The 18,229-nt window shown below is 42.8% G+C and carries 20 protein-coding genes; 3 read left to right on the top strand and 17 right to left on the bottom strand.

Features of this window, described 5'->3' with window-relative positions; genetic code table 11:
• Positions 1-8: 8 nt before the first annotated feature.
• The 9 genes from I2E70_RS02860 to I2E70_RS02900 all read right to left on the bottom strand — a co-directional run bounded on the left by I2E70_RS02860 (position 9) and on the right by I2E70_RS02900 (position 8,620).
• The gene (locus tag I2E70_RS02860; RefSeq protein WP_024055989.1) at positions 9-611 is read right to left on the bottom strand and encodes a hypothetical protein; all 603 of its coding nucleotides are present in this window, start codon (positions 609-611) and stop codon (positions 9-11) included.
• 275 nt (positions 612-886) lie between these two features.
• A complete protein-coding gene (locus I2E70_RS02865) occupies positions 887-1,843 on the bottom strand; it encodes an ABC transporter permease (protein ID WP_021153355.1) in 957 nt (318 codons plus the stop codon).
• Entirely contained in the window at positions 1,843-2,904 is a 1,062-nt protein-coding gene (locus I2E70_RS02870; RefSeq protein WP_003007621.1) for an ABC transporter permease, read from the bottom strand. The genes I2E70_RS02865 and I2E70_RS02870 overlap by 1 nt, the downstream gene beginning before the upstream one ends.
• On the bottom strand, positions 2,897-4,432 hold the full coding sequence (locus I2E70_RS02875) for an ABC transporter ATP-binding protein (RefSeq protein WP_023918304.1): 1,536 nt from the start codon (positions 4,430-4,432) through the stop codon (positions 2,897-2,899). Before I2E70_RS02875 ends, I2E70_RS02870 begins: the two co-directional genes overlap by 8 nt.
• A gap of 127 nt (positions 4,433-4,559) precedes the next feature.
• Positions 4,560-5,621, bottom strand: a complete 1,062-nt coding sequence (locus I2E70_RS02880) for a BMP family lipoprotein (protein ID WP_031573707.1) — start codon at positions 5,619-5,621, stop codon at positions 4,560-4,562.
• 75 nt (positions 5,622-5,696) lie between these two features.
• Positions 5,697-6,086, bottom strand: a complete 390-nt coding sequence (locus tag I2E70_RS02885; protein WP_070466087.1) for a cytidine deaminase — start codon at positions 6,084-6,086, stop codon at positions 5,697-5,699.
• Complete coding sequence (gene deoC, locus I2E70_RS02890) at positions 6,073-6,735, bottom strand: deoxyribose-phosphate aldolase (protein ID WP_195423333.1); 663 nt, start codon at positions 6,733-6,735, stop codon at positions 6,073-6,075. Before deoC ends, I2E70_RS02885 begins: the two co-directional genes overlap by 14 nt.
• Before the next feature lie 17 nt (positions 6,736-6,752).
• Positions 6,753-8,030 (bottom strand): pyrimidine-nucleoside phosphorylase, encoded by a 1,278-nt coding sequence (locus tag I2E70_RS02895; protein WP_129299187.1) that lies wholly within the window; start codon positions 8,028-8,030, stop codon positions 6,753-6,755.
• The gene (locus I2E70_RS02900) at positions 8,027-8,620 is read right to left on the bottom strand and encodes a class I SAM-dependent methyltransferase (RefSeq protein WP_129299186.1); all 594 of its coding nucleotides are present in this window, start codon (positions 8,618-8,620) and stop codon (positions 8,027-8,029) included. Before I2E70_RS02900 ends, I2E70_RS02895 begins: the two co-directional genes overlap by 4 nt.
• 90 nt (positions 8,621-8,710) lie before the next feature.
• Between I2E70_RS02900 and coaA the strand changes: the two genes are divergently transcribed.
• The 3 genes from coaA to I2E70_RS02915 all read left to right on the top strand — a co-directional run bounded on the left by coaA (position 8,711) and on the right by I2E70_RS02915 (position 10,549).
• A complete protein-coding gene (gene coaA / locus I2E70_RS02905) occupies positions 8,711-9,631 on the top strand; it encodes a type I pantothenate kinase (RefSeq protein ID WP_003007638.1) in 921 nt (306 codons plus the stop codon).
• Positions 9,632-9,727: 96 nt separating this feature from the next.
• On the top strand, positions 9,728-9,976 hold the full coding sequence (gene rpsT, locus I2E70_RS02910) for a 30S ribosomal protein S20 (RefSeq protein WP_003007640.1): 249 nt from the start codon (positions 9,728-9,730) through the stop codon (positions 9,974-9,976).
• 66 nt (positions 9,977-10,042) lie between these two features.
• Positions 10,043-10,549, top strand: a complete 507-nt coding sequence (locus I2E70_RS02915; protein ID WP_195423335.1) for a DNA topology modulation protein — start codon at positions 10,043-10,045, stop codon at positions 10,547-10,549.
• A gap of 33 nt (positions 10,550-10,582) precedes the next feature.
• On the opposite strand, the gene ldcB is transcribed toward I2E70_RS02915, so the two are convergent.
• From ldcB to I2E70_RS02955, 8 genes are all read right to left on the bottom strand, one after another.
• Positions 10,583-11,362 carry an LD-carboxypeptidase LdcB/DacB gene (gene ldcB, locus I2E70_RS02920; protein ID WP_049506552.1) on the bottom strand — a complete coding sequence of 260 codons (780 nt, stop codon included), beginning with the start codon at positions 11,360-11,362 and terminating at the stop codon, positions 10,583-10,585.
• Between the two features lie 9 nt (positions 11,363-11,371).
• Positions 11,372-13,159, bottom strand: coding sequence for a TcaA second domain-containing protein (locus I2E70_RS02925; RefSeq protein ID WP_195423338.1), 1,788 nt, complete (start codon positions 13,157-13,159; stop codon positions 11,372-11,374).
• Between the two features lie 66 nt (positions 13,160-13,225).
• Positions 13,226-14,350: a DUF6574 domain-containing protein gene (locus tag I2E70_RS02930; protein ID WP_195423340.1), complete on the bottom strand. Its 1,125-nt coding sequence runs from the start codon at positions 14,348-14,350 to the stop codon at positions 13,226-13,228.
• Positions 14,351-14,741: 391 nt separating this feature from the next.
• Positions 14,742-15,026, bottom strand: coding sequence for a rhodanese-like domain-containing protein (locus I2E70_RS02935; protein WP_049507134.1), 285 nt, complete (start codon positions 15,024-15,026; stop codon positions 14,742-14,744).
• A 13-nt stretch (positions 15,027-15,039) separates the two neighbouring features.
• Positions 15,040-15,531 (bottom strand): prolyl-tRNA synthetase associated domain-containing protein, encoded by a 492-nt coding sequence (locus I2E70_RS02940; protein ID WP_049507136.1) that lies wholly within the window; start codon positions 15,529-15,531, stop codon positions 15,040-15,042.
• 12 nt (positions 15,532-15,543) lie between these two features.
• On the bottom strand, positions 15,544-16,128 hold the full coding sequence (locus tag I2E70_RS02945) for a uracil-DNA glycosylase family protein (protein ID WP_049507138.1): 585 nt from the start codon (positions 16,126-16,128) through the stop codon (positions 15,544-15,546).
• A 52-nt stretch (positions 16,129-16,180) separates the two neighbouring features.
• Positions 16,181-17,587 (bottom strand): dipeptidase PepV, encoded by a 1,407-nt coding sequence (gene pepV, locus I2E70_RS02950; RefSeq protein WP_049507140.1) that lies wholly within the window; start codon positions 17,585-17,587, stop codon positions 16,181-16,183.
• A 34-nt stretch (positions 17,588-17,621) separates the two neighbouring features.
• A complete protein-coding gene (locus I2E70_RS02955) occupies positions 17,622-18,227 on the bottom strand; it encodes a nitroreductase family protein (protein WP_195423342.1) in 606 nt (201 codons plus the stop codon).
• Positions 18,228-18,229: the final 2 nt, after the last annotated feature.

Below are 18,229 nucleotides of genomic sequence, written 5' to 3' on the forward strand. Positions count from 1 at the left end.
ACAAAGACTTAAAACAAGGATATACTAACGGTTACCTTAGCATTGCCATTTTCCACTCTCGCTTTTGAGATACTATAGCCTGCTTGAGGAATTTCAAGGGTGATTTGATCACCATTCACTGTGAAGCCGCCTCCATTTTGATTGGATTGATCCTTCAAATAGTTGAGAACCAAGAATTTTGGAATGGGCATTTTCCCTAATTTAGCACCGGTAACGGTCAAACTCATGACATTGTTTTCAACTTGGCCGGTCATAGTTAAATCTAAATAGCTATCAACTGGTCCTAAGGAAACAGGAACTTTGACGTGAAGGTCATTGCCATCCATTCCTAGTGCCATCTTTTGATAGTCAGAATTGTCAAGGGCAGAACCAGCACTTGTTTTTACGACCTGACTCAATTGCACAGAATTGAGATTCAGCTCAGTTGAGAGTCCTTCAGTGCTTACAGAGGCGTTTGAAACAGCATTTTGAGCCAGCTCAATCAAAGAACTCCCTGCCTGCACATTTCTCAGCTGCTCCCCTTCAGGAATAGATCCAGGGACCAACAAGATCACTAATAACATAAATAAAACGATCACCATGCCAATCAGGCGTCTCATCCACTTAAACATCTGCTCCTCCAATACGTGTAAAGTTGTATTCTTATTGTACCCTAAATCTAAAGAAATTGCGACTATGAGGGGCCTTTAGAAAGCAAAAGAGAGCGTGGGACAGAAATCGGTAATTCGTTAGAATTCGATTTCGTCGTCCCACCTCCGCACAGTTGAGTAGGGCTGTAAAAGCTGATAAAATCAGCGTAGTAGAGCCCACTCAACCACTGCGTCTTACTCGACAATCCAAAAACAATTGAGAGGCTAGGACTTTTGTCCCAACCTCTCTCTGTGCATTATTTCGATTTAATGTAGTTAACACCATCTGCTTTTGGCGCAACTGCTTGTCCGAAGAAGGCTGCCAAGACAACCATGGTCAAGACGTAAGGCGCAATTTGCAAGTAGATGGATGGGATACCTTTAAGCAAAGGCAATTGATTCCCGATAACAGCCAAACTTTGTGAAGCTCCAAAGAAGAGACTAGCAAGCATGGCCCCGATTGGGTTCCATTTCCCGAAAATCATAGCCGCAAGGGCGATAAATCCAGGACCTACAATAGTAGTCACCGCGAAGTTAACAGAAACTGACTGAGCGTAAATGGCTCCTCCGATTCCTGCAAGGGCACCTGAGATCATCACTCCTAAGTAGCGCATTCTATATACATTGATTCCCAATGTATCTGCTGCTTGAGGGTGTTCACCAACTGAACGAAGACGCAATCCAAATTTCGTCTTGAACATGATAAACCAAGCAAAGAATGAAAAGAGAATCGCAACCCAACCGATGATGCTGGCATTGTTGAAGAAAATATCCCCAATCACCGGAATTTTAGATAAGACTGGAATCGATGTTTTCCCGAAGGCAACTTTGATATTATCAGTTTGTCCCTTGTTATACATCGCTTTAACAAGGAAGACGGCCAATGGAGGTGCCATCAAGTTCAATACCGTACCTGAGACGATATGGTCAGCACGGAAATGAATGGTTGCCACCGCGTGAATCAAGGAGAAGAGTACTCCAATCCCTGCAGCAACGATCAAGGACAACCATGGTGTCAAACTTCCTAACTCAGGCTCAAAAGTCAAGTTAAAGATAATACCTGAGAAGGCTCCCATAACCATGATTCCTTCTAGACCAACGTTAACAACCCCAGCGTGTTCTGAGTATGCTCCTCCGATACTTGTGAAGATCAGCGGCGCCGCATACACAATCATAGAGGAAACAAGAATACTTAAAATCGTTACAATACTCATTAGTTTGCTCCTCCTTTTTTAGCTGAACGCATCGAGATCATCTTTTCGATAATGTAGTGGGCACATACGAAGAAGATAATGGATGCTGTCACAATTTGAACGACTTCTTCAGGGATGGCAGCTGGCTTCATACCAACTCCCCCAATTTGAAGTGCTCCAAACAAGAAGGCAGCAAATGGAATACCAATTGGTGAATTCATCGCAAGAAGGGCAACGGCCATTCCGTTAAATCCAACACTCATCGAGCTGGTTTGAACGTAGACATTCGAGTAAATACCCAGACCTTCTGCTACCCCACCGATACCAGCAAGAGCACCAGAAATGATCATAGAAAGGATAATGGTCCGTTTTGCAGACATCCCAGCATATTCCGCCGCATTCGCATTGAGACCAACGGCACGGATTTCAAACCCAAGTGTTGTTTTCTTCATCAAGAACCAGATGACCACCACTGCGATGATGGCAAAGAAGATCCCGATGTTCATTTGTGATTTGTCCGTCAAATTACGCAGCCACTCTGTCTGGTAGACAGCGTTAGCTCCCACATCAATGGTTGAGTCCTTGTTTTTCATCAAGGAAGCTGGGAAGCTATGTATCAAGGCATTCCCACCATAGAGAACAATGTAGTTCATCATAATGGTGATGATGACCTCACTGGTTCCGAGATAGGCACGAAGGAAACCAGGAATCGCTCCAATAAATCCACCTGCGATAGCCGCAATCAAAACAGTCATCGGAATCATCAGTAAGCGAGGCATATTTGGGAAGGACAGGGCAAACCAAGTCGCCATGATCCATCCTGCAAAAGCCTGACCAGGAAGTCCAACGTTAAAGAAGCCGGCCCGGCTAGCTACTGAAAATCCAAGAGCAACTAAAATCAGTGGCCCCATGGCACGGGAAATATTTCCCCAACTCTTAATCGAACCAAAGGCTTTTTTAAACAGCAATTCATATCCCCAAAGGGCATCATAGCTGAAGGCCCACATAATAATGGCACCCAAGACCAATCCTAAAAGGACAGACACCAATGGAACGGCAATTTGTTTTAAATTCTTATTCATTTGATGCTCCCTCCTTTACTTGTCCTCCTGCCATGAGGATTCCAAGTTCTTGCTTATTCGTTGTTTCAGGGGTTACGATCCCTTGGATCTTCCCATCATGAATAACCGCAATACGGTCAGAAACATTCAAAATTTCATCTAATTCAAAGCTGACAACCAGAACGGCTTTTCCATTATCCCGTTCTTGAATCAAACGTTTGTGGATATATTCAATCGCTCCAACGTCCAATCCACGAGTCGGCTGACTAACGATCAAGAGATCTGGATCACGATCAATTTCCCGAGCGATAATGGCTTTTTGCTGGTTCCCTCCAGAGAGAGCCTTAGCAGGTACCACTTCACTGGCTGCACGAACGTCAAACTCTTCCATCAACTTCTTGGCATAAGAGGTAATATTTGGATAATTCAAGATACCATTCTTGCTAAGAGGTTCTTTATAATAGGTTTGAAGAGCAATGTTTTCAGAGATCATCATATCAAGGACTAATCCATCCCGGTGACGGTCTTCAGGGACGTGCCCTACCTTCATTTCTGTGATTTGACGTGGACGAAGTCCTACAACATCCTTGCCTTTAATCTTGATTGAACCAGATTTTACCTTCCGTAGACCTGTAATCGCTTGGATCAATTCAGACTGACCATTTCCATCAATCCCTGCGATCCCCACGACTTCACCAGCACGAAGTTCCAGTGAAAGATTCTTAACAGCTGGGACACCCCGGTTTTCGTTTACAACCAAGTTTTCGATCGACAAGACGACTTCTTTTGGTTGAGAAGGACCTTTCTCCGTTTTAAAGGAAACAGAACGACCGACCATCATTTCGGCCAAGTCTTGGTTGGTAGCTCCACCAATCTCGACTGTCTCAATCGATTTACCACGGCGAATAACCGTTACGCGGTCTGAAACAGCACGGATTTCATCCAACTTGTGCGTAATCAAGATAATAGATTTTCCTTCATTCGCCAAGTTCTTCATGATTGTCATCAATTCTTCGATTTCAGCTGGTGTCAACACCGCAGTTGGTTCATCGAAGATTAGGATGTCGGCTCCACGATAAAGCGTCTTTAAGATTTCCACACGTTGCTGCGCACCAACGGAAATATCCTCAACTTTAGCATTTGGATCCACTGCTAAGCCATATTTTTTAGACAAATCAAGGATATCTTGACTGGCTTTCTTAAGATCCAAAATACCATGTTTAGTGGTTTCAGACCCAAGGATGATATTTTCAGCAACAGTGAAGGCTTCAACCAACATAAAGTGTTGGTGCACCATTCCAATTCCTAAAGAAGCTGCTTTTGAAGGTGAGTCTAGGTTAACAGTTTTTCCATTTACCACGATGTCTCCGCTAGTTGGTTCCAACAAACCAGCCAACATATTCATCAGGGTAGATTTCCCTGCACCATTTTCTCCAAGAAGTGCATGGATTTCACCTTTGCGCAACTGAAGATTAATCTTGTCATTTGCTACAAAGTCACCAAATTTTTTGGTAATCTCACGCATTTCGATGACATATTCATGTGTCATGGGGTGTTTCCTTTCAAAATTTTTTATTTCAATAAAATCTGCTAGGCGACTAACAGATTTTATTGAGACAAAAATGTCTCACTTTAAAAGAAACGGCCCTTAAAGGGAGGGCCGCTCCAATCAAATATTATTTTTCAGGAACTTTAAGAGACCCATCAAGGATTTTAGCTTTAGCATCTTCTACAGCTTTTTTAGCATCTGCAGAAAGGTTGTCAGTTGTCAAATCAACTCCACCATCTTTCAAGCTATAAGTAATCACTTTACCGCCAGGGAATTTACCATCAGCAGTTTTCTTAGCCAAGTCTTTTACAGATTCTCCGACTTTCTTCAAGCTTGAAGCCAATACAAAGTTAGATTTTTTACCATCTTTAGAAGTGTATTCACCTTCAGCTTTTTGGTCACGGTCAACACCAAGAACCCAAACTTTTTCGTCTTCATTTTTCTTCTCGTTCAAGTCTTTAGCTTCAGAGAAGACACCTGCACCAGTACCACCAGCTACTTGGTAGATAACGTCTGCACCTGCAGCATATTGTGCGGCAGCAATTGTTTTACCTTTAGCAGAGTCACCGAATGAACCAGCGTAGTCTACTTGAACTTTGATAGATGGGTCAACAGATTTAACACCAGCTTCAAATCCAGCGCGGAAACGAGTGATAACTTCACTTTCCATACCACCTACAAAACCAACTTGTTTAGTTTTTGTAGTTTTCGCAGCAGCGATACCAGCAAGGTAACCAGCTTCGTTATCGGCATAAACAGCAGATGCTACGTTCTTTTGTCCTTCAATACGGTCATCGATGATGACATAGTTCACATCTTGGTTGTCTTTTGCAGCTTTTTTAACAGAGTCGCTCAAGGCAAAACCAACACCAAAGATCAATTTGTAGTCGTTAGAAACAGCTTCATCAAGGTTTGTCGCATATTGAGATTCATCTGTTGATTGGAAGTAGTCAAATCCGTTCCCTTTAGAAAGACCGTTTTCTTTACCCCAAGCTTGCAAACCTTCCCAAGCAGATTGGTTGAATGATTTGTCATCCACACCACCAGTATCGGTAATGATAGCAGCTTTCAAATCTGTTTTAGATTCTGAGTTTGCGCTATCTTTTTTAGACGCACGATTTCCACATGCTGCAAGTCCGATAGCAGCGACAGTTACTAGACCAAGGCCTAGCCATTGTTTCTTGTTCATTACTGAACCTCCTAAATTATTGTGCAACATTGTTGCGAAGTATTGAAAGGGTCAAAAGACCGCCTCACAGACCTATTAAGTCAGGTCTGTAAAGGAATATGGAAGTAATTCCTTGACCGTCATCACGACCGTCGATTTATCTTTAGATACTAAGGTTACAGGAAGGTCTGGCTCAAAAAATTCAGCCATGACCTGGCGACAAGCACCACATGGAGAGATGGGCTTTTCTGTTTGCCCGTAGATAATGAGCTCTTTGAAATCGCGAGCTCCTTCAGAAACAGCTTTAAAAATGGCTGTCCGTTCTCCACAGTTGGTTAAACCAAAACTGGCATTTTCGATATTGACCCCTGTATAGATTTCTCCATCCTTCGTTAGCAGTACAGCTCCAATTGGGAAATGAGAGTAAGGCACATAGGCTTGTTTACTCACTTCAACTGCTAAGTCAATCAACTCAGTAGTCGCCATGAGCCACCTTTCCTTCCATGATGGCTACACCAGAAGAAGTCCCAATACGGGTCGCACCAGCTTCGATAAAAGCAAGAGCATCTTCATAAGAGCGAGCACCACCAGAAGCCTTAACACCCATGTCGGGTCCAACAGTTTGACGCATTAAGGCAACATCTTCTACCGTTGCTCCTCCAGTTGAGAAACCAGTTGAAGTCTTCACAAAGTCAGCTCCAGCTGACTTAGCAATCTGACAAGCAACGATCTTTTCATCATCGGTTAAGAGACAAGTCTCAATGATGACTTTGACGAGCTTATCACCGCTCGCTTCGACTACAGCTTGGATATCTTCCTCAACTAGTGCTAAATTCTTAGACTTAAGAGCCCCGATATTAATGACCATGTCAATCTCATCGGCACCATTTTGAATCGCATTTTTTGTTTCACACGCTTTGACAAATGGTGTATTTGCTCCTAAAGGAAAACCAATGACGGTACAAACTTTAACGTCTGAATCGCGCAAGCCCTCAGCCGCAAAATTCACCCATGTCGGGTTCACACAGACACTCGCAAAATCATAAACCTTGGCTTCTTCGATCAGCTTTTCGATCTGTTCTTGTTGTGCATCTGGTTTTAAAAGAGTGTGATCGATATATTTATTTAACTTCATACAATCTCCTGAGCTGCTTAAGATATTATTTCAATAATTTCTTTAACGCTTTCAGCCCTTTCTAGTATTTTAACATTTTTTTTGAATTCTGTAACGCCTTCTTGTGAATTTTTTTCATTCATGAAAATACGGGCAATACGTTCCCCTTTTTTGACGCGCTCTCCCACTTTTTTGTCAAACACAATTCCTGTTTCATAATCGAGGGGATCCGATTTGACAGCACGGCCAGCACCCAATCGCATTGCAAACAAGCCAAACTCCATGGCAGGTAAAGCAGCAATGACGCCATCTTGGTCCGCTGTTACTTCAAGGACCTGATCCACTTTAACGGGACGATGCAAATCTTCTAAGTCTCCACCTTGAGCCACCACCATTTCTTCAAACTTCGCTAAAGCTTGACCATTGGTCAAGTGTTCAAGGATGGCTTCAATCGATTGATCTACATTGGCCAATTTCAACATGATTTGCGCTAATTCACAAATAAACTCAGTGACTTCAGCGCGCCCCTGTCCTTTCAGAATATCCAGGGCTTCCAAAATCTCTAAACGATTGCCAATACTGGTTCCCAATGGTTGGCTCATATCTGTAATGACAGCGATGGTTTTCCGACCCACTGCATTTCCAAGATCCACCATGGTACGTGCTAAGCGACGAGCATCCTCAATATTCTTCATGAAGGCACCCTCGCCTACCGTCACGTCCAAAAGAATAGCATCCGCTCCAGCAGCGATTTTCTTACTCATAACGGAGCTAGCAATCAAAGGAATGGTATCCACTGTCGCTGTCACATCACGCAGAGCATACAAAAGTTTGTCTGCTTTTACAAGTTGGTCGGATTGACCAATGACCGATAAGCCGATCTCCTGCACCTGCTGGATAAATTCCTCTTGGGTCCGTTCAATCTGGAAGCCTTTAATGGATTCCAACTTATCGATGGTTCCACCCGTGTGGCCTAAACCACGACCGCTCATTTTGGCAACCGGCACTCCGAAACTTGCAACCAAAGGCACCAAGACCAAGGTCACCTTGTCTCCCACACCACCAGTCGAGTGTTTGTCCACCTTGATCCCTGGAATAGCTGACAAATCAAACTGTTGCCCTGTTTGGACCATCTTCATGGTCATATGAGAGATTTCTTCTGTCGTCATCCCTTTAAAATAAACAGCCATAGCAAAAGCGGACATTTGGTAATCTGGTACTGTTCCAGCCACATAGCCCTCAATCAGCCATTCAATTTCTTCCTTGTTTAAGGCAAGACCATCTCTTTTTTTCTGAATGATATCTACTGCTCTCATGATTCTTTCTCACTTCTTAAAATATAATAGCCTTTGTCTTTTTTTACGGTCTCACAATTGCCAAACGTCTCTTCCATCTTGGCCTTAGCGCTCGGAGCCCCTTGTTTTTTCTGAATGACAATGGTCAAGTCTCCACCTGGTTTCAAATGTTCAAAACTACCGGTGATCACTTGGTGGACCACTTTCTTACCAGCTCGGATCGGCGGATTACTGATCACATGGTCAAAGACCCCTTCTACTGCTTCATAGACATCCGAAGAAAAGATCTGAGCTTCAACACCGTTTCGGCTGGCATTTTTCTTAGCCAAGTCCAGCGCCCGCTCATTAACATCGACCATGGTCACAGCGACTCCCTGGGCTTTAGCTAGAGAGAGGCCGATCGGTCCATAGCCACAGCCAACATCTAGGACACTTTCTCCTTCTTGAAAAACCAGGGTTGATAAGAGCACCTGGCTTCCATAATCAATCATTTTTTTACTAAAGACGCCGGCGTCCGTATAAAAATTCATCTTTTGCCCCAATAAAACAACAGCCAGATCATGAATATCATGGGCTGCATCTGGGTTTACATCGAAATACATTTTACTCATAAGGTTATTTTATCATAATTCATTCCTTTTTTAAATCGTTTACACGACCTCTAAAAATTGGTATACTAAAGACTACAATAGGAGTGACATATGGACAAAGAATTTCTACATTTTGAAAAAATTAATCGTGAAACTTGGCAAAATTTGCACCGCAAAACCACCCCACCTCTCTCTCAAACAGAGCTCAATTCTATTAAAAGTTTTAACGACCGCATCAACCTCCAGGATGTACGTGACGTCTACCTGCCTTTGACAAACCTAATTGGAATCTACAAGCGTTCCAAAGAAGATTTGGCCTTCTCAAAAGGTATTTTTCTTCAAAAAACGAGTGAACGCCAACCCTTTATCATTGGGGTTTCAGGGAGCGTTGCGGTTGGAAAATCTACCACTAGCCGTTTACTTCAAATCCTGCTGTCGCGAACCTTCGAAGGCTCGACAGTAGAATTGGTGACAACAGATGGTTTCCTCTATCCAAATGCTATCTTAAAAGAACAAGAGATCCTCAATCGAAAAGGATTTCCAGAAAGCTATGATATGGAATTGCTTCTTGATTTTCTTAATCAAATCAAAAACAACAAGAGCGTAGAAATCCCTGTCTATTCTCACGAAATATACGATATTGTCCCAGATGAGAAGCAAACCATTTTACCGGCTGATTTTGTCATTGTCGAAGGGATTAATGTCTTTCAAAATCCGCAAAATGACAGTCTCTATATGACCGATTTCTTTGATTTTTCAATCTATGTGGATGCCGCAGTTGATGATATCGAATCTTGGTATATCGATCGTTTCCAAAAACTACTTGCATTAGCTCAAAATGATCCTAATAACTACTACTATCGATTTACAGAGCAACCCCTAGAAGAAGTTTTAAGCATGGCCCATCAGGTCTGGGAATCCATTAATTTAGTCAACTTGCAACATTACATCCAACCAACCAGAAACCGGGCTGATCTGATTCTCCATAAAGCAACCAACCATGAAATCGACGAAATTTATCTCAAACGTTAGATAAAATGGCCTGTTAACGGTACTTTTTTTAGGAAAAGCTATTTTAGGCTTGTCAAATCTTAACTTTTCATATATAATGAGATAGTTAGATTATCAATGGAGGTGAATAACTTGGCAAACATTAAATCAGCTATCAAACGCGCTGAATTGAACGTTAAACAAAACGAAAAAAACTCAGCTCAAAAATCAGCTATGCGTACTGCAATCAAAGCTTTTGAAGCAAACCCATCTGAAGAACTTTACCGCGCTGCTAGCTCAGCTATCGATAAAGCAGAAACTAAAGGTTTGATCCACAAGAACAAAGCTAGCCGTGATAAAGCACGTCTTGCAGCGAAACTTGGTTAATCAAGAACAGCATAAAAATCAAGCTCTCCGGAGCTTTTTTTGTGCCTAATTTTTTGAGAGGTGCTTATGAAAATCGTTATTATCGGCTATTCTGGCTCAGGTAAATCCACCTTGGCTGAAAACTTAGCTCGCTACTACTCCATTCCCAAGCTCCACATGGATACCCTTCAATTTCAACCGGGCTGGATAGACAGTGACCGAGATACGATGGAAGGTGAGATGAGACAGTTTCTTAGTGACCATAAAGACTGGGTCATTGATGGCAATTACTCTTGGTGCTGCTATGAGGAGAGAATGGAGCAAGCCGACCAGATTATCTTTCTCAACTTCTCTCGTTGGAACTGCCTCTTTAGAGCCTGGAAACGATACTGCCGTTATAAAGGACGCGTCCGTGAGAGTATGGCAGCAGGCTGCCCTGAACGCTTTGACTGGGAATTCATCCGTTGGATTCTTTGGGATGGACGCCAAGCCAGACAGGTCACACGCTATCGGACTATCGGCCAAACCTATCCAGACAAATTTATCTCTCTTAAAAATCAAAAAGAACTGGATACGTTTCTAAAAAACATATAATAAAAAGGTTGGGATATCAACCCCAACCTTTTCTTATTTATCAACGTAATCGCCACCGGTGAAGCCATAGTATTCTTCCAGACTCAAACCTGAGTCAGCGATATCTTGTGCTTCTTTTCCGATATAGCGGAGATGCCAGCTTTCAGGCATGTAGCCTGTCACTTTTTCTTTACCTTCTTGGTAACGAACCACAAATCCATATTTAGCTGCGTTCTTGAGCAACCACTTACTTGGTCCAGGTTCTGTCACCAGATTCCCACTGGTATCAATCAAATCAAAGGTCAAACCTGTCTGGTGTTCACTATAACCTGGTCTAGCAGAATAACGATCTGCGGCCTCCTGACCATCTTGATTGACATAGTTTTGGTAGAGGCCAACTTGGGTGTCGTAGCTACGAAAACCACTATATTGGTCACTAATCGGATAACCTTCTGCCTGCATGGCTGCGATCAATTCATGAAGGGCTGAAACAGCTTCAGGATCTTCCCCTGGGTTAAAGTCAGGCGACAAGGGATAATGTTTGTTGGCGATCATGACCTCACCATATTTCCCTTTGACACTATAGTAGGAACCATTATAGCTCACACCAGAATCCACTTTCACATCTGACTTACCAGCTTTTGACGATTCTTCTTTTCCTGTCTCTTTTGACGTATCCTTTACAGAAGACGTTTCTTTGGAAGACTTGGTTTGCGTTTGTTTGGTTTCTTCTTTTGCAGAAGATTTAGAACTAGTGGATTGAGATTGGGAGCAAGCTGTCAGGGTTAACAAGGCAACTGTCACCAACGTTAATTTGGAAAATCTTGCTTTCATGGGAATCTCCTATGATTCTTTTGTTACGACAATATCTGTAATCACATAACTTGCACCTACTTTTTTCAAGGTGTAGGTCTTGTACTTGCGGTTTTGTGAATCTGGATGGCTATCTGTATAATGCACGGTAAAGTCTTCATAAGTCTTGATCGTTACCACACCATTTTCTTCCGTGACACTTTGAATGTCCAAAGCTCCTGGAGTATAGTAGTCAATCTTAGCCTTTCGAACACCATCACCAGTTGTGAACTCAACCATGTCTTTGTAGGCTTGACTTTGTGTGTCATAGTATTTAGAGTAGGTGTTATTTCGATTTGAAACGGAGCTAAAGACAGCGTCGCGGTACTCTTTCAAGAATTCTTCCGCCAAGGTCCGATTTTGTTCTTCTTTGGCAGCTTGCGCTTTCTTAGCATCTTGTGCACTCTTGATGCGTTTTAGGGTATCTTTGGCTAGTTTAAGTTCGATCGGATCGTTCTCACCCTCTTCAATCGTCACCTTAGCCTTTTCAGTTGTATAGGTTTCCCCATTCATGTTGAAGACGGCATGTACTTCAATTTCTTGATAAGGAATGCTGTCTACTTCAAAGGTCGTGCTGGTTCCGACTTCTTTGCCGTTGACCACAACCTTCACATCCGTTGGGTTTTCAACTTCATCTGGGAACTCAACTTCTAAATTGCGTTTTTCAGAATTCAACTGCAATTCTAAATTATTCTTTGTTGCTTTTTTAGGATTGAGATGGATCTTAGAAGTAACATTTCCGACCTCTGTTTTAGCAGTCAATTCCATTTCTTTTGTATTGTAATGGAAAGAACCAAGGTCTGTCACTGCATCTTTCTTCAAGGTCACTGTTTTATTGGCAGCAACTTTGAGTTTGGCTTGATCCAAATTGGTCTTGACCTTCACTTGCACTGGATAGCTGGCCACACGGTATTCTTGGAAGATTCCAAATTTCTTGTCCGCTTTTTCCAAACCAAAGATCTTGTTTCCAGATTTATCCGTATAGCTGCCTTCTCCACCATTATCAATGATCTTGTTCAACTCTGTGCCGATATCGACCCCTTGATCTTCCATGCTGGTAATAAAGCTTTCGGCTTCATCCTTTGTCCATTTATCGTTATCGGTTGAAAGCAGATCTGCTGCTTCGCGATAATCCTTGGTGTCCACTGCCTTAATAAATTTATCTGCAGTCACTTCGACACGCGTTGTTGACTGGAAGTAAAAGAAGGCTGCTACCAAAGCTATCACAAGGACTGCAATAGCAGAAATAATCCCAATTTTCTTCTTGGAAAGTTTCTTTTCACCCTTCGTTTTAGGGGCCTTTTGTTTTTTCTGAGCTGGGCCTGCTTCTGTAACATTTGGACCAGCAAAGACCTGCGTTTGCTCAGCAGCAAGTGGAGCCGTATACTCTTGAGTTTGCTGTTGAGAGACATATTCCTGTGTTTCTTCTGTTGAATCTGGGGTCGCAAATTCTGCTTCAGGCACAGGTCCTACAAAAAACTCGAAGTTTTGACTTTTAGCCGCGGTAAATTCTTCTGCACTTGGCTTGCGGCCATAGGTTTCTTCAAAATGTTGCAACCAAGCCTGTCGAGGTGCTAGAAGTGGATCGACATTCTTCACTTCTTCAACTGGTTCAACCACTGGTTCCTTGACAGGAGCTACTTCCTCTGCTGGGGCATTTCCAGCGATAGACTGAATTTGTTTCAAATCAAATCCACAAGCTTTCCCAGCCATAAACTCTTCTGGTGACGGTTTGCGACCGATCACTTTTTCAAATAATTCAACCCATTTCTTTTGCATGGATCTCTTCTCCCTCATTATAAAATAGGGAAAGTGGGTATTCCCACCTTCCTTTTTGTGATGTGTTTAGTATCCAAAATTACCCAAGTCTCCAAAATTTGGAGTATTTGTAATAGATCCCATAATAGCTTGTTCCAAAATTTGACGATCCAAGTAAACAACAAGTCCTGCAAAGACAATTAAAATCGCAATGGATGCTACAAGCAATATGAATTTATCGGCTTTAAATTTTGTGTTGTTCAAGGCTTGGTATACTACATACAAGGTTCCAACTGTATACAAGAAGAAGATCAAGAAGTTAAGGAATCCATAGAATTCATAAGCTTTTACAAGTCCAACTAAGAAAGCAAATAGAGAAATAGGCAAGGTGTAAACAGACAAACGTCCAAACTCTTCAAATGAACGGCCGTATGAATATTCTTTATCTTGAAGAACGACACGACGGACAAAGAAACCTGCTACCTGGAAGGTATAGATATTGAAAAAAGCCATGATCAAGATGATCAGAAAGGCACGGAAATCTGCACCATAACCACCTGTAGCTCCACTAGCTGTGAAGAAGGTCCCCAAGGTCAAGACAAAGGCAGTCAAGATATACTGTAAAATTCCGTTAAGAGCTTTTGGATTTTCTACAGCTGTTGGACGTTTCAAAGCTGAAAGAAACCAATTCCAATAACCACCAACGGCAACACCAAATTGACTTGGTTGGGCAGGATAAGCTTGTCCTGTTTGTCCTTGGAAAGGAGCTTGTTGATAAGCTGCTTGAGTCGGTTGTTGGTAGGCTTGCTGTGGAGCTTGTTGGAAAGCAGGTCCATTCGCTGAAGCAGCTTGAGGAGCCGGTTCTTGAACTGGAGCTGCAACTGGTTCTTCTGCAGGTGCAGTTGGCGCTGCAACAAACTCTGGGGCTGCTGGCGCTGTTGGTGCTGCGACAAATTCTGGAGCTTGAGGAGCTGCTACTGGTTCTTCAACAGGGGCAGTTGGCGCTGCAACAAACTCTGGGGCTTGTGGAGCTGCTACTGGTTCTTCAACAGGGGCAGTTGGCGCTGCAACAAATTCTGTGGTTTGTGGGGTTTCTGGAACCACTACTTCTTCTTGAAATTCTCCTGCAGCCAGCGCTTGAGCGATTTCTTCTGCACTAGCAGAACGACCATTTACGGCTTCGAAATAATCCAGCCAATCTTGTTTTGACATAATGAATCTCCTTAACAATTGTTTATACTAGGGTATTATACAAAATTTCTGAACCATTTTCAATGAAAGACTGGAAAATCCCTGTAATATCTTTTGAAAAACATACAAATTCTACTCATTTCTAGAAATTAGTAAAGAAAAAGGCTGGGCAAAAACTGTCCAGCCTTTGATGTTTGATAGGAATAAGTGCAAGACGCAGTGGTTGATTGGCATCTTTGTTCGCCTTTTAATCTCCAAAGATGACCTAATGAGGGAAACAAAGTTTCCTTTATCCACAACCTTCAACAGTCTCCCAGACTGTTGAAGCTATGCGGAGGTGGGAAGATTGAAAAGGTTTGGGGAACCTTTTCAACTTTTTTTATTTTACGGAGTTCTTTCCCACTCCCGTTTCTTAGGATTCAAATGCATCCATGCCACCTTGGACGTTGGTCACATCATAGCCTTGCTCTTCCAAAAATTGGCAAGCACGTGCTGAGCGTCGACCTGACTTGCAGATGACATAATAGGGATGATCCTTCTCTAATTCCTGGTAGCGATCTGCTAATTCGGATAAGGGAAGAAGACGAACCCCATCTAAGTGAAGGGCATCATATTCCTCCTGCTCGCGTACATCAAGAACGTGTATGTTCCCTTTTTGATAAGCTTGGTAAAAGCTTGAAAATGGAATTTCTTTCATGATTTCTCCTTTGTTATGGAAGGGTTAGGATTTCATAGTTAAAGCCAATAGACTCTAAAAATCGGAACAAGTCTTGGGTTTTAATAAAGATCGTTTTTTCGTTGGTATTGGGATGGAAGGTCATGATCTCCTCTGACACAATGTCTTTATCGAAATAGACTCGAATATCTTTTTCTTCATTGTTCAATAAACCAAATGGAGAAACCGTCCCTGGCGGTAATTTCATTTTTTCAGCTAAAGAATCTGCTGAAGCCATGCGGATCCGATTGGCTTCCACTTGCTCTTTGAAATCATCCATATCCAATGGTTTCTGGTCATCCATGATGAGCAGATAGTATTGGGTTTTCTTCTTGTTGGTCAAAAACATGGTCTTGGTCCGGACACCTTCTAAGCCTTCAATATAAGAATCCGCCTGCTCCGTCGTAAATGCAGGTGGGTGTTCCACCACATCAAATGAAATTCCCAACTCATCTAATTTTTCTTTAACTTGTTGATAAGGATCCATCTTCGCTCTCCTTTATTTTTGAATAATCTGTTGTACTAAGGTTTGCAATTCTGGCACCACCTCTGCCTCAAACCAAGGATTTTTAGCCATCCAGATTTGATTGCGAGGGGAAGGGTGAACAAGTGGAAAATAGGTTGGCAAATAGTCTTTAAAATGGTGAACCCGTTCGGTTACCTTGCCACTAACCTTTTCATGAAGGTAGTATGCTTGGGCATATTGTCCAATTAAGAGGGTTAACTCAATATCCGGACACTCCTTGAGGAGTTGAGGGTGCCACTTTTCCGCAAAGCCTTTGCGAGGTGGAAGGTCACCGGATTTTCCATGACCTGGGAAATAAAAGTCCATAGGAATGACCGCAAACAAACCAGAATTATAAAAGGTGTCTTCGTCAACTCCTAACCATTCGCGCAGGCGGTCACCACTCTTATCCTTCCAGTAAATACCGGCTTCTTCCGTCTTCATCCCTGGAGCTTGTCCGATAATATTGATACGAGCTGTCTTTGGGGCTGCAAAGAGTGGCTCGATTCCTTTATCCGTATATTCTTTATTTTGAGGATCTGCCATAATGGCTTGTTTAATGCTTTCAATCCTTGACATAAGTCCTCCTTTTATGGAAAAACTCAGCCAGAAAAACTGGCCGAGTAGTGGATTATTTGATTAGTTCATAGATAGCTTCTGCGTAAATTGCAGCTGCACGATAGAGATCTTCGACATCTGCGAACTCATTAGCTTGGTGCATGGTATTGACATAGTCTGGGAACATAGCACCAAAGGCAACTCCACGTTTCAAGAGACGACCAAAGGTACCACCACCGATCACTTGTTCGTGTCCTTTGAGGCCAGTTTGTTTTTCGTAAACACGCAAGAGGGTGGATACCAATTCATCATCCATCGGAACATAGTGAGGTGTGTGACCGTGGGCTGACAAGCTTACTGTAGCCACTCCTTCGATCTTTTCAAGGGTGGATTTGATGGTTTCAGGATCTGTACCTTGAGGGTAACGGATATTGAGGGCAATAGTGTTGTCTGCTTGGCTTTCATCAAAATGGAAGACACCTGCATTCATGCTCAATGGTCCCATTTTGGCATCTGTATGGGCAATACCTAATTTTTCACCAGCAAAATCTTCGTGAAGAAGTGAAGCTGTCACATGAAGGTAAGCCTTAGCAGCACCACCAAAATCAAATTGGTTCAACAAGAGAGCCAAGTAGGTCGCACCATTAATTCCATCTTCAGGAGTTGATCCATGAGCAGATTTCCCAACAATCGTAACGGTATAGGTTTCTTCATCAACAGTTGAGATTTCATACTTGAGCTGGTGTTCCTTGGCAAAGGCATCTAAGAGGCCAGCAAGATCTGGTAGTTGTCCAGAAACGACTGCAGTCGCTGACTCTGGTACCATGTTTTCACGAAGGCCACCTGTAAAGCTATGAAGATGGGCACTTCCTGTGTTGTCATTTCCAAAATGAAGGTACTCTGTGATGTTTCCTTTTTCCCCATTGATGATTGGGAATTCCGCATCTGGTGAGAAGCCAAAATCTGGCTCAGGAAGTCCGACGTGTTTGAAATAGTAATCCATGTCGCCCCAGCCTGATTCTTCATCTGTACCGATAACAAAGCGCACGCGCTTGGAAACAGGGAGTCCTAGGTCTTTAATGATCTTCAAACCATAGTAGCAGGCCATTGTAGGCCCTTTATCATCAGACGAACCACGCGCATAGAGCTTGCCATCGATAATTTCTGGTTTATATGGGTCCGTTTTCCAGCCACTACCTGCAGGCACGACGTCCATATGGGCAAAGATCCCAAGCTCTTCTTCTCCTTCACCAAAAGTAAAGTGACCGGCATAATTGTCGACATTCTTGGTTTCATAGCCATCACGTTTGGCAATTTCCAAGAATTTTTCAAGAGCTTTTACAGGACCAGGTCCAAAAGGATGCTCTGCATCTGCCTTGCTGTCATCGCGTTCAGAATTGATTTCCAAGAGGCTGTATAGGTCAGCCATCATCTCATCGCGACGTTTTTCTACTTCTGCTTTAAAGTCAACTGTTGTCATGAATTCCTCCTCGATCTTCTATTTGCTAATTGGCTTAGCATTTGTCAATGATTTCGTCCACTGGTAAGCGGTAGCTTGGCTCTACTTTTTCAGCCGCATAGCCAACCGTAATCAAGACTTCCGGACGGAAACGCTCTTCGATGTCCAATACTTCATTGATTTTTGATTTATCAAATCTCAAGATAATATTGGTTCCAATGCCTTGGTCCGTCAAAGCAAGTACCAAGTTCATAGCCACAAGACCGGCATTCAAAGCCAAGTAATCACTTGTTTGTTGGGCATCATAGCGCGCAAATTCAGCAGGAAGATTTTGCATAAAGTATTGCAACTGCTCGTCTGTGAAGTTTTTCACCCCACCAACACGCGCAATCTTGCGAGCCCGTTTTTGCAAATCAGTATCTGTAAAGAGGGCGATGGTCACAGGTGCTTCCATGACTTGATCATAGTTTGAACCATAGGCTAATTTTGCCAATTCCGCATTTTTTTGACGAACGACCACAAATTTCCAAGGCTGGCTATTGTGGGCACTAGGGGCCAAGGTTGCGATCTCAATGGCAGTCCGTACATCTTTTGGATCGACCGGTTGGTCAGTGAAATGCTTGATCGCATGGCGTTTTTTATTGAGCTCTAGAAATTTCATAA

Origin of the sequence: Streptococcus parasanguinis (assembly GCF_015556095.1) — a bacterium.
Classification (GTDB): Bacteria; Bacillota; Bacilli; order Lactobacillales; family Streptococcaceae; genus Streptococcus; species Streptococcus parasanguinis_Q.

Coding starts and splice junctions, on each gene's coding strand:
- I2E70_RS02860 (WP_024055989.1), bottom strand. CDS start 611: ATGTTTAAGTGGATGAGACGCCTGATTGGCATGGTGATCGTTTTATTT.
- I2E70_RS02865 (WP_021153355.1), bottom strand. CDS start 1,843: ATGAGTATTGTAACGATTTTAAGTATTCTTGTTTCCTCTATGATTGTG.
- I2E70_RS02870 (WP_003007621.1), bottom strand. CDS start 2,904: ATGAATAAGAATTTAAAACAAATTGCCGTTCCATTGGTGTCTGTCCTT.
- I2E70_RS02875 (WP_023918304.1), bottom strand. CDS start 4,432: ATGACACATGAATATGTCATCGAAATGCGTGAGATTACCAAAAAATTT.
- I2E70_RS02880 (WP_031573707.1), bottom strand. CDS start 5,621: ATGAACAAGAAACAATGGCTAGGCCTTGGTCTAGTAACTGTCGCTGCT.
- I2E70_RS02885 (WP_070466087.1), bottom strand. CDS start 6,086: ATGGCGACTACTGAGTTGATTGACTTAGCAGTTGAAGTGAGTAAACAA.
- deoC (WP_195423333.1), bottom strand. CDS start 6,735: ATGAAGTTAAATAAATATATCGATCACACTCTTTTAAAACCAGATGCA.
- I2E70_RS02895 (WP_129299187.1), bottom strand. CDS start 8,030: ATGAGAGCAGTAGATATCATTCAGAAAAAAAGAGATGGTCTTGCCTTA.
- I2E70_RS02900 (WP_129299186.1), bottom strand. CDS start 8,620: ATGAGTAAAATGTATTTCGATGTAAACCCAGATGCAGCCCATGATATT.
- coaA (WP_003007638.1), top strand. CDS start 8,711: ATGGACAAAGAATTTCTACATTTTGAAAAAATTAATCGTGAAACTTGG.
- rpsT (WP_003007640.1), top strand. CDS start 9,728: ATGGAGGTGAATAACTTGGCAAACATTAAATCAGCTATCAAACGCGCT.
- I2E70_RS02915 (WP_195423335.1), top strand. CDS start 10,043: ATGAAAATCGTTATTATCGGCTATTCTGGCTCAGGTAAATCCACCTTG.
- ldcB (WP_049506552.1), bottom strand. CDS start 11,362: ATGAAAGCAAGATTTTCCAAATTAACGTTGGTGACAGTTGCCTTGTTA.
- I2E70_RS02925 (WP_195423338.1), bottom strand. CDS start 13,159: ATGCAAAAGAAATGGGTTGAATTATTTGAAAAAGTGATCGGTCGCAAA.
- I2E70_RS02930 (WP_195423340.1), bottom strand. CDS start 14,350: ATGTCAAAACAAGATTGGCTGGATTATTTCGAAGCCGTAAATGGTCGT.
- I2E70_RS02935 (WP_049507134.1), bottom strand. CDS start 15,026: ATGAAAGAAATTCCATTTTCAAGCTTTTACCAAGCTTATCAAAAAGGG.
- I2E70_RS02940 (WP_049507136.1), bottom strand. CDS start 15,531: ATGGATCCTTATCAACAAGTTAAAGAAAAATTAGATGAGTTGGGAATT.
- I2E70_RS02945 (WP_049507138.1), bottom strand. CDS start 16,128: ATGTCAAGGATTGAAAGCATTAAACAAGCCATTATGGCAGATCCTCAA.
- pepV (WP_049507140.1), bottom strand. CDS start 17,587: ATGACAACAGTTGACTTTAAAGCAGAAGTAGAAAAACGTCGCGATGAG.
- I2E70_RS02955 (WP_195423342.1), bottom strand. CDS start 18,227: ATGAAATTTCTAGAGCTCAATAAAAAACGCCATGCGATCAAGCATTTC.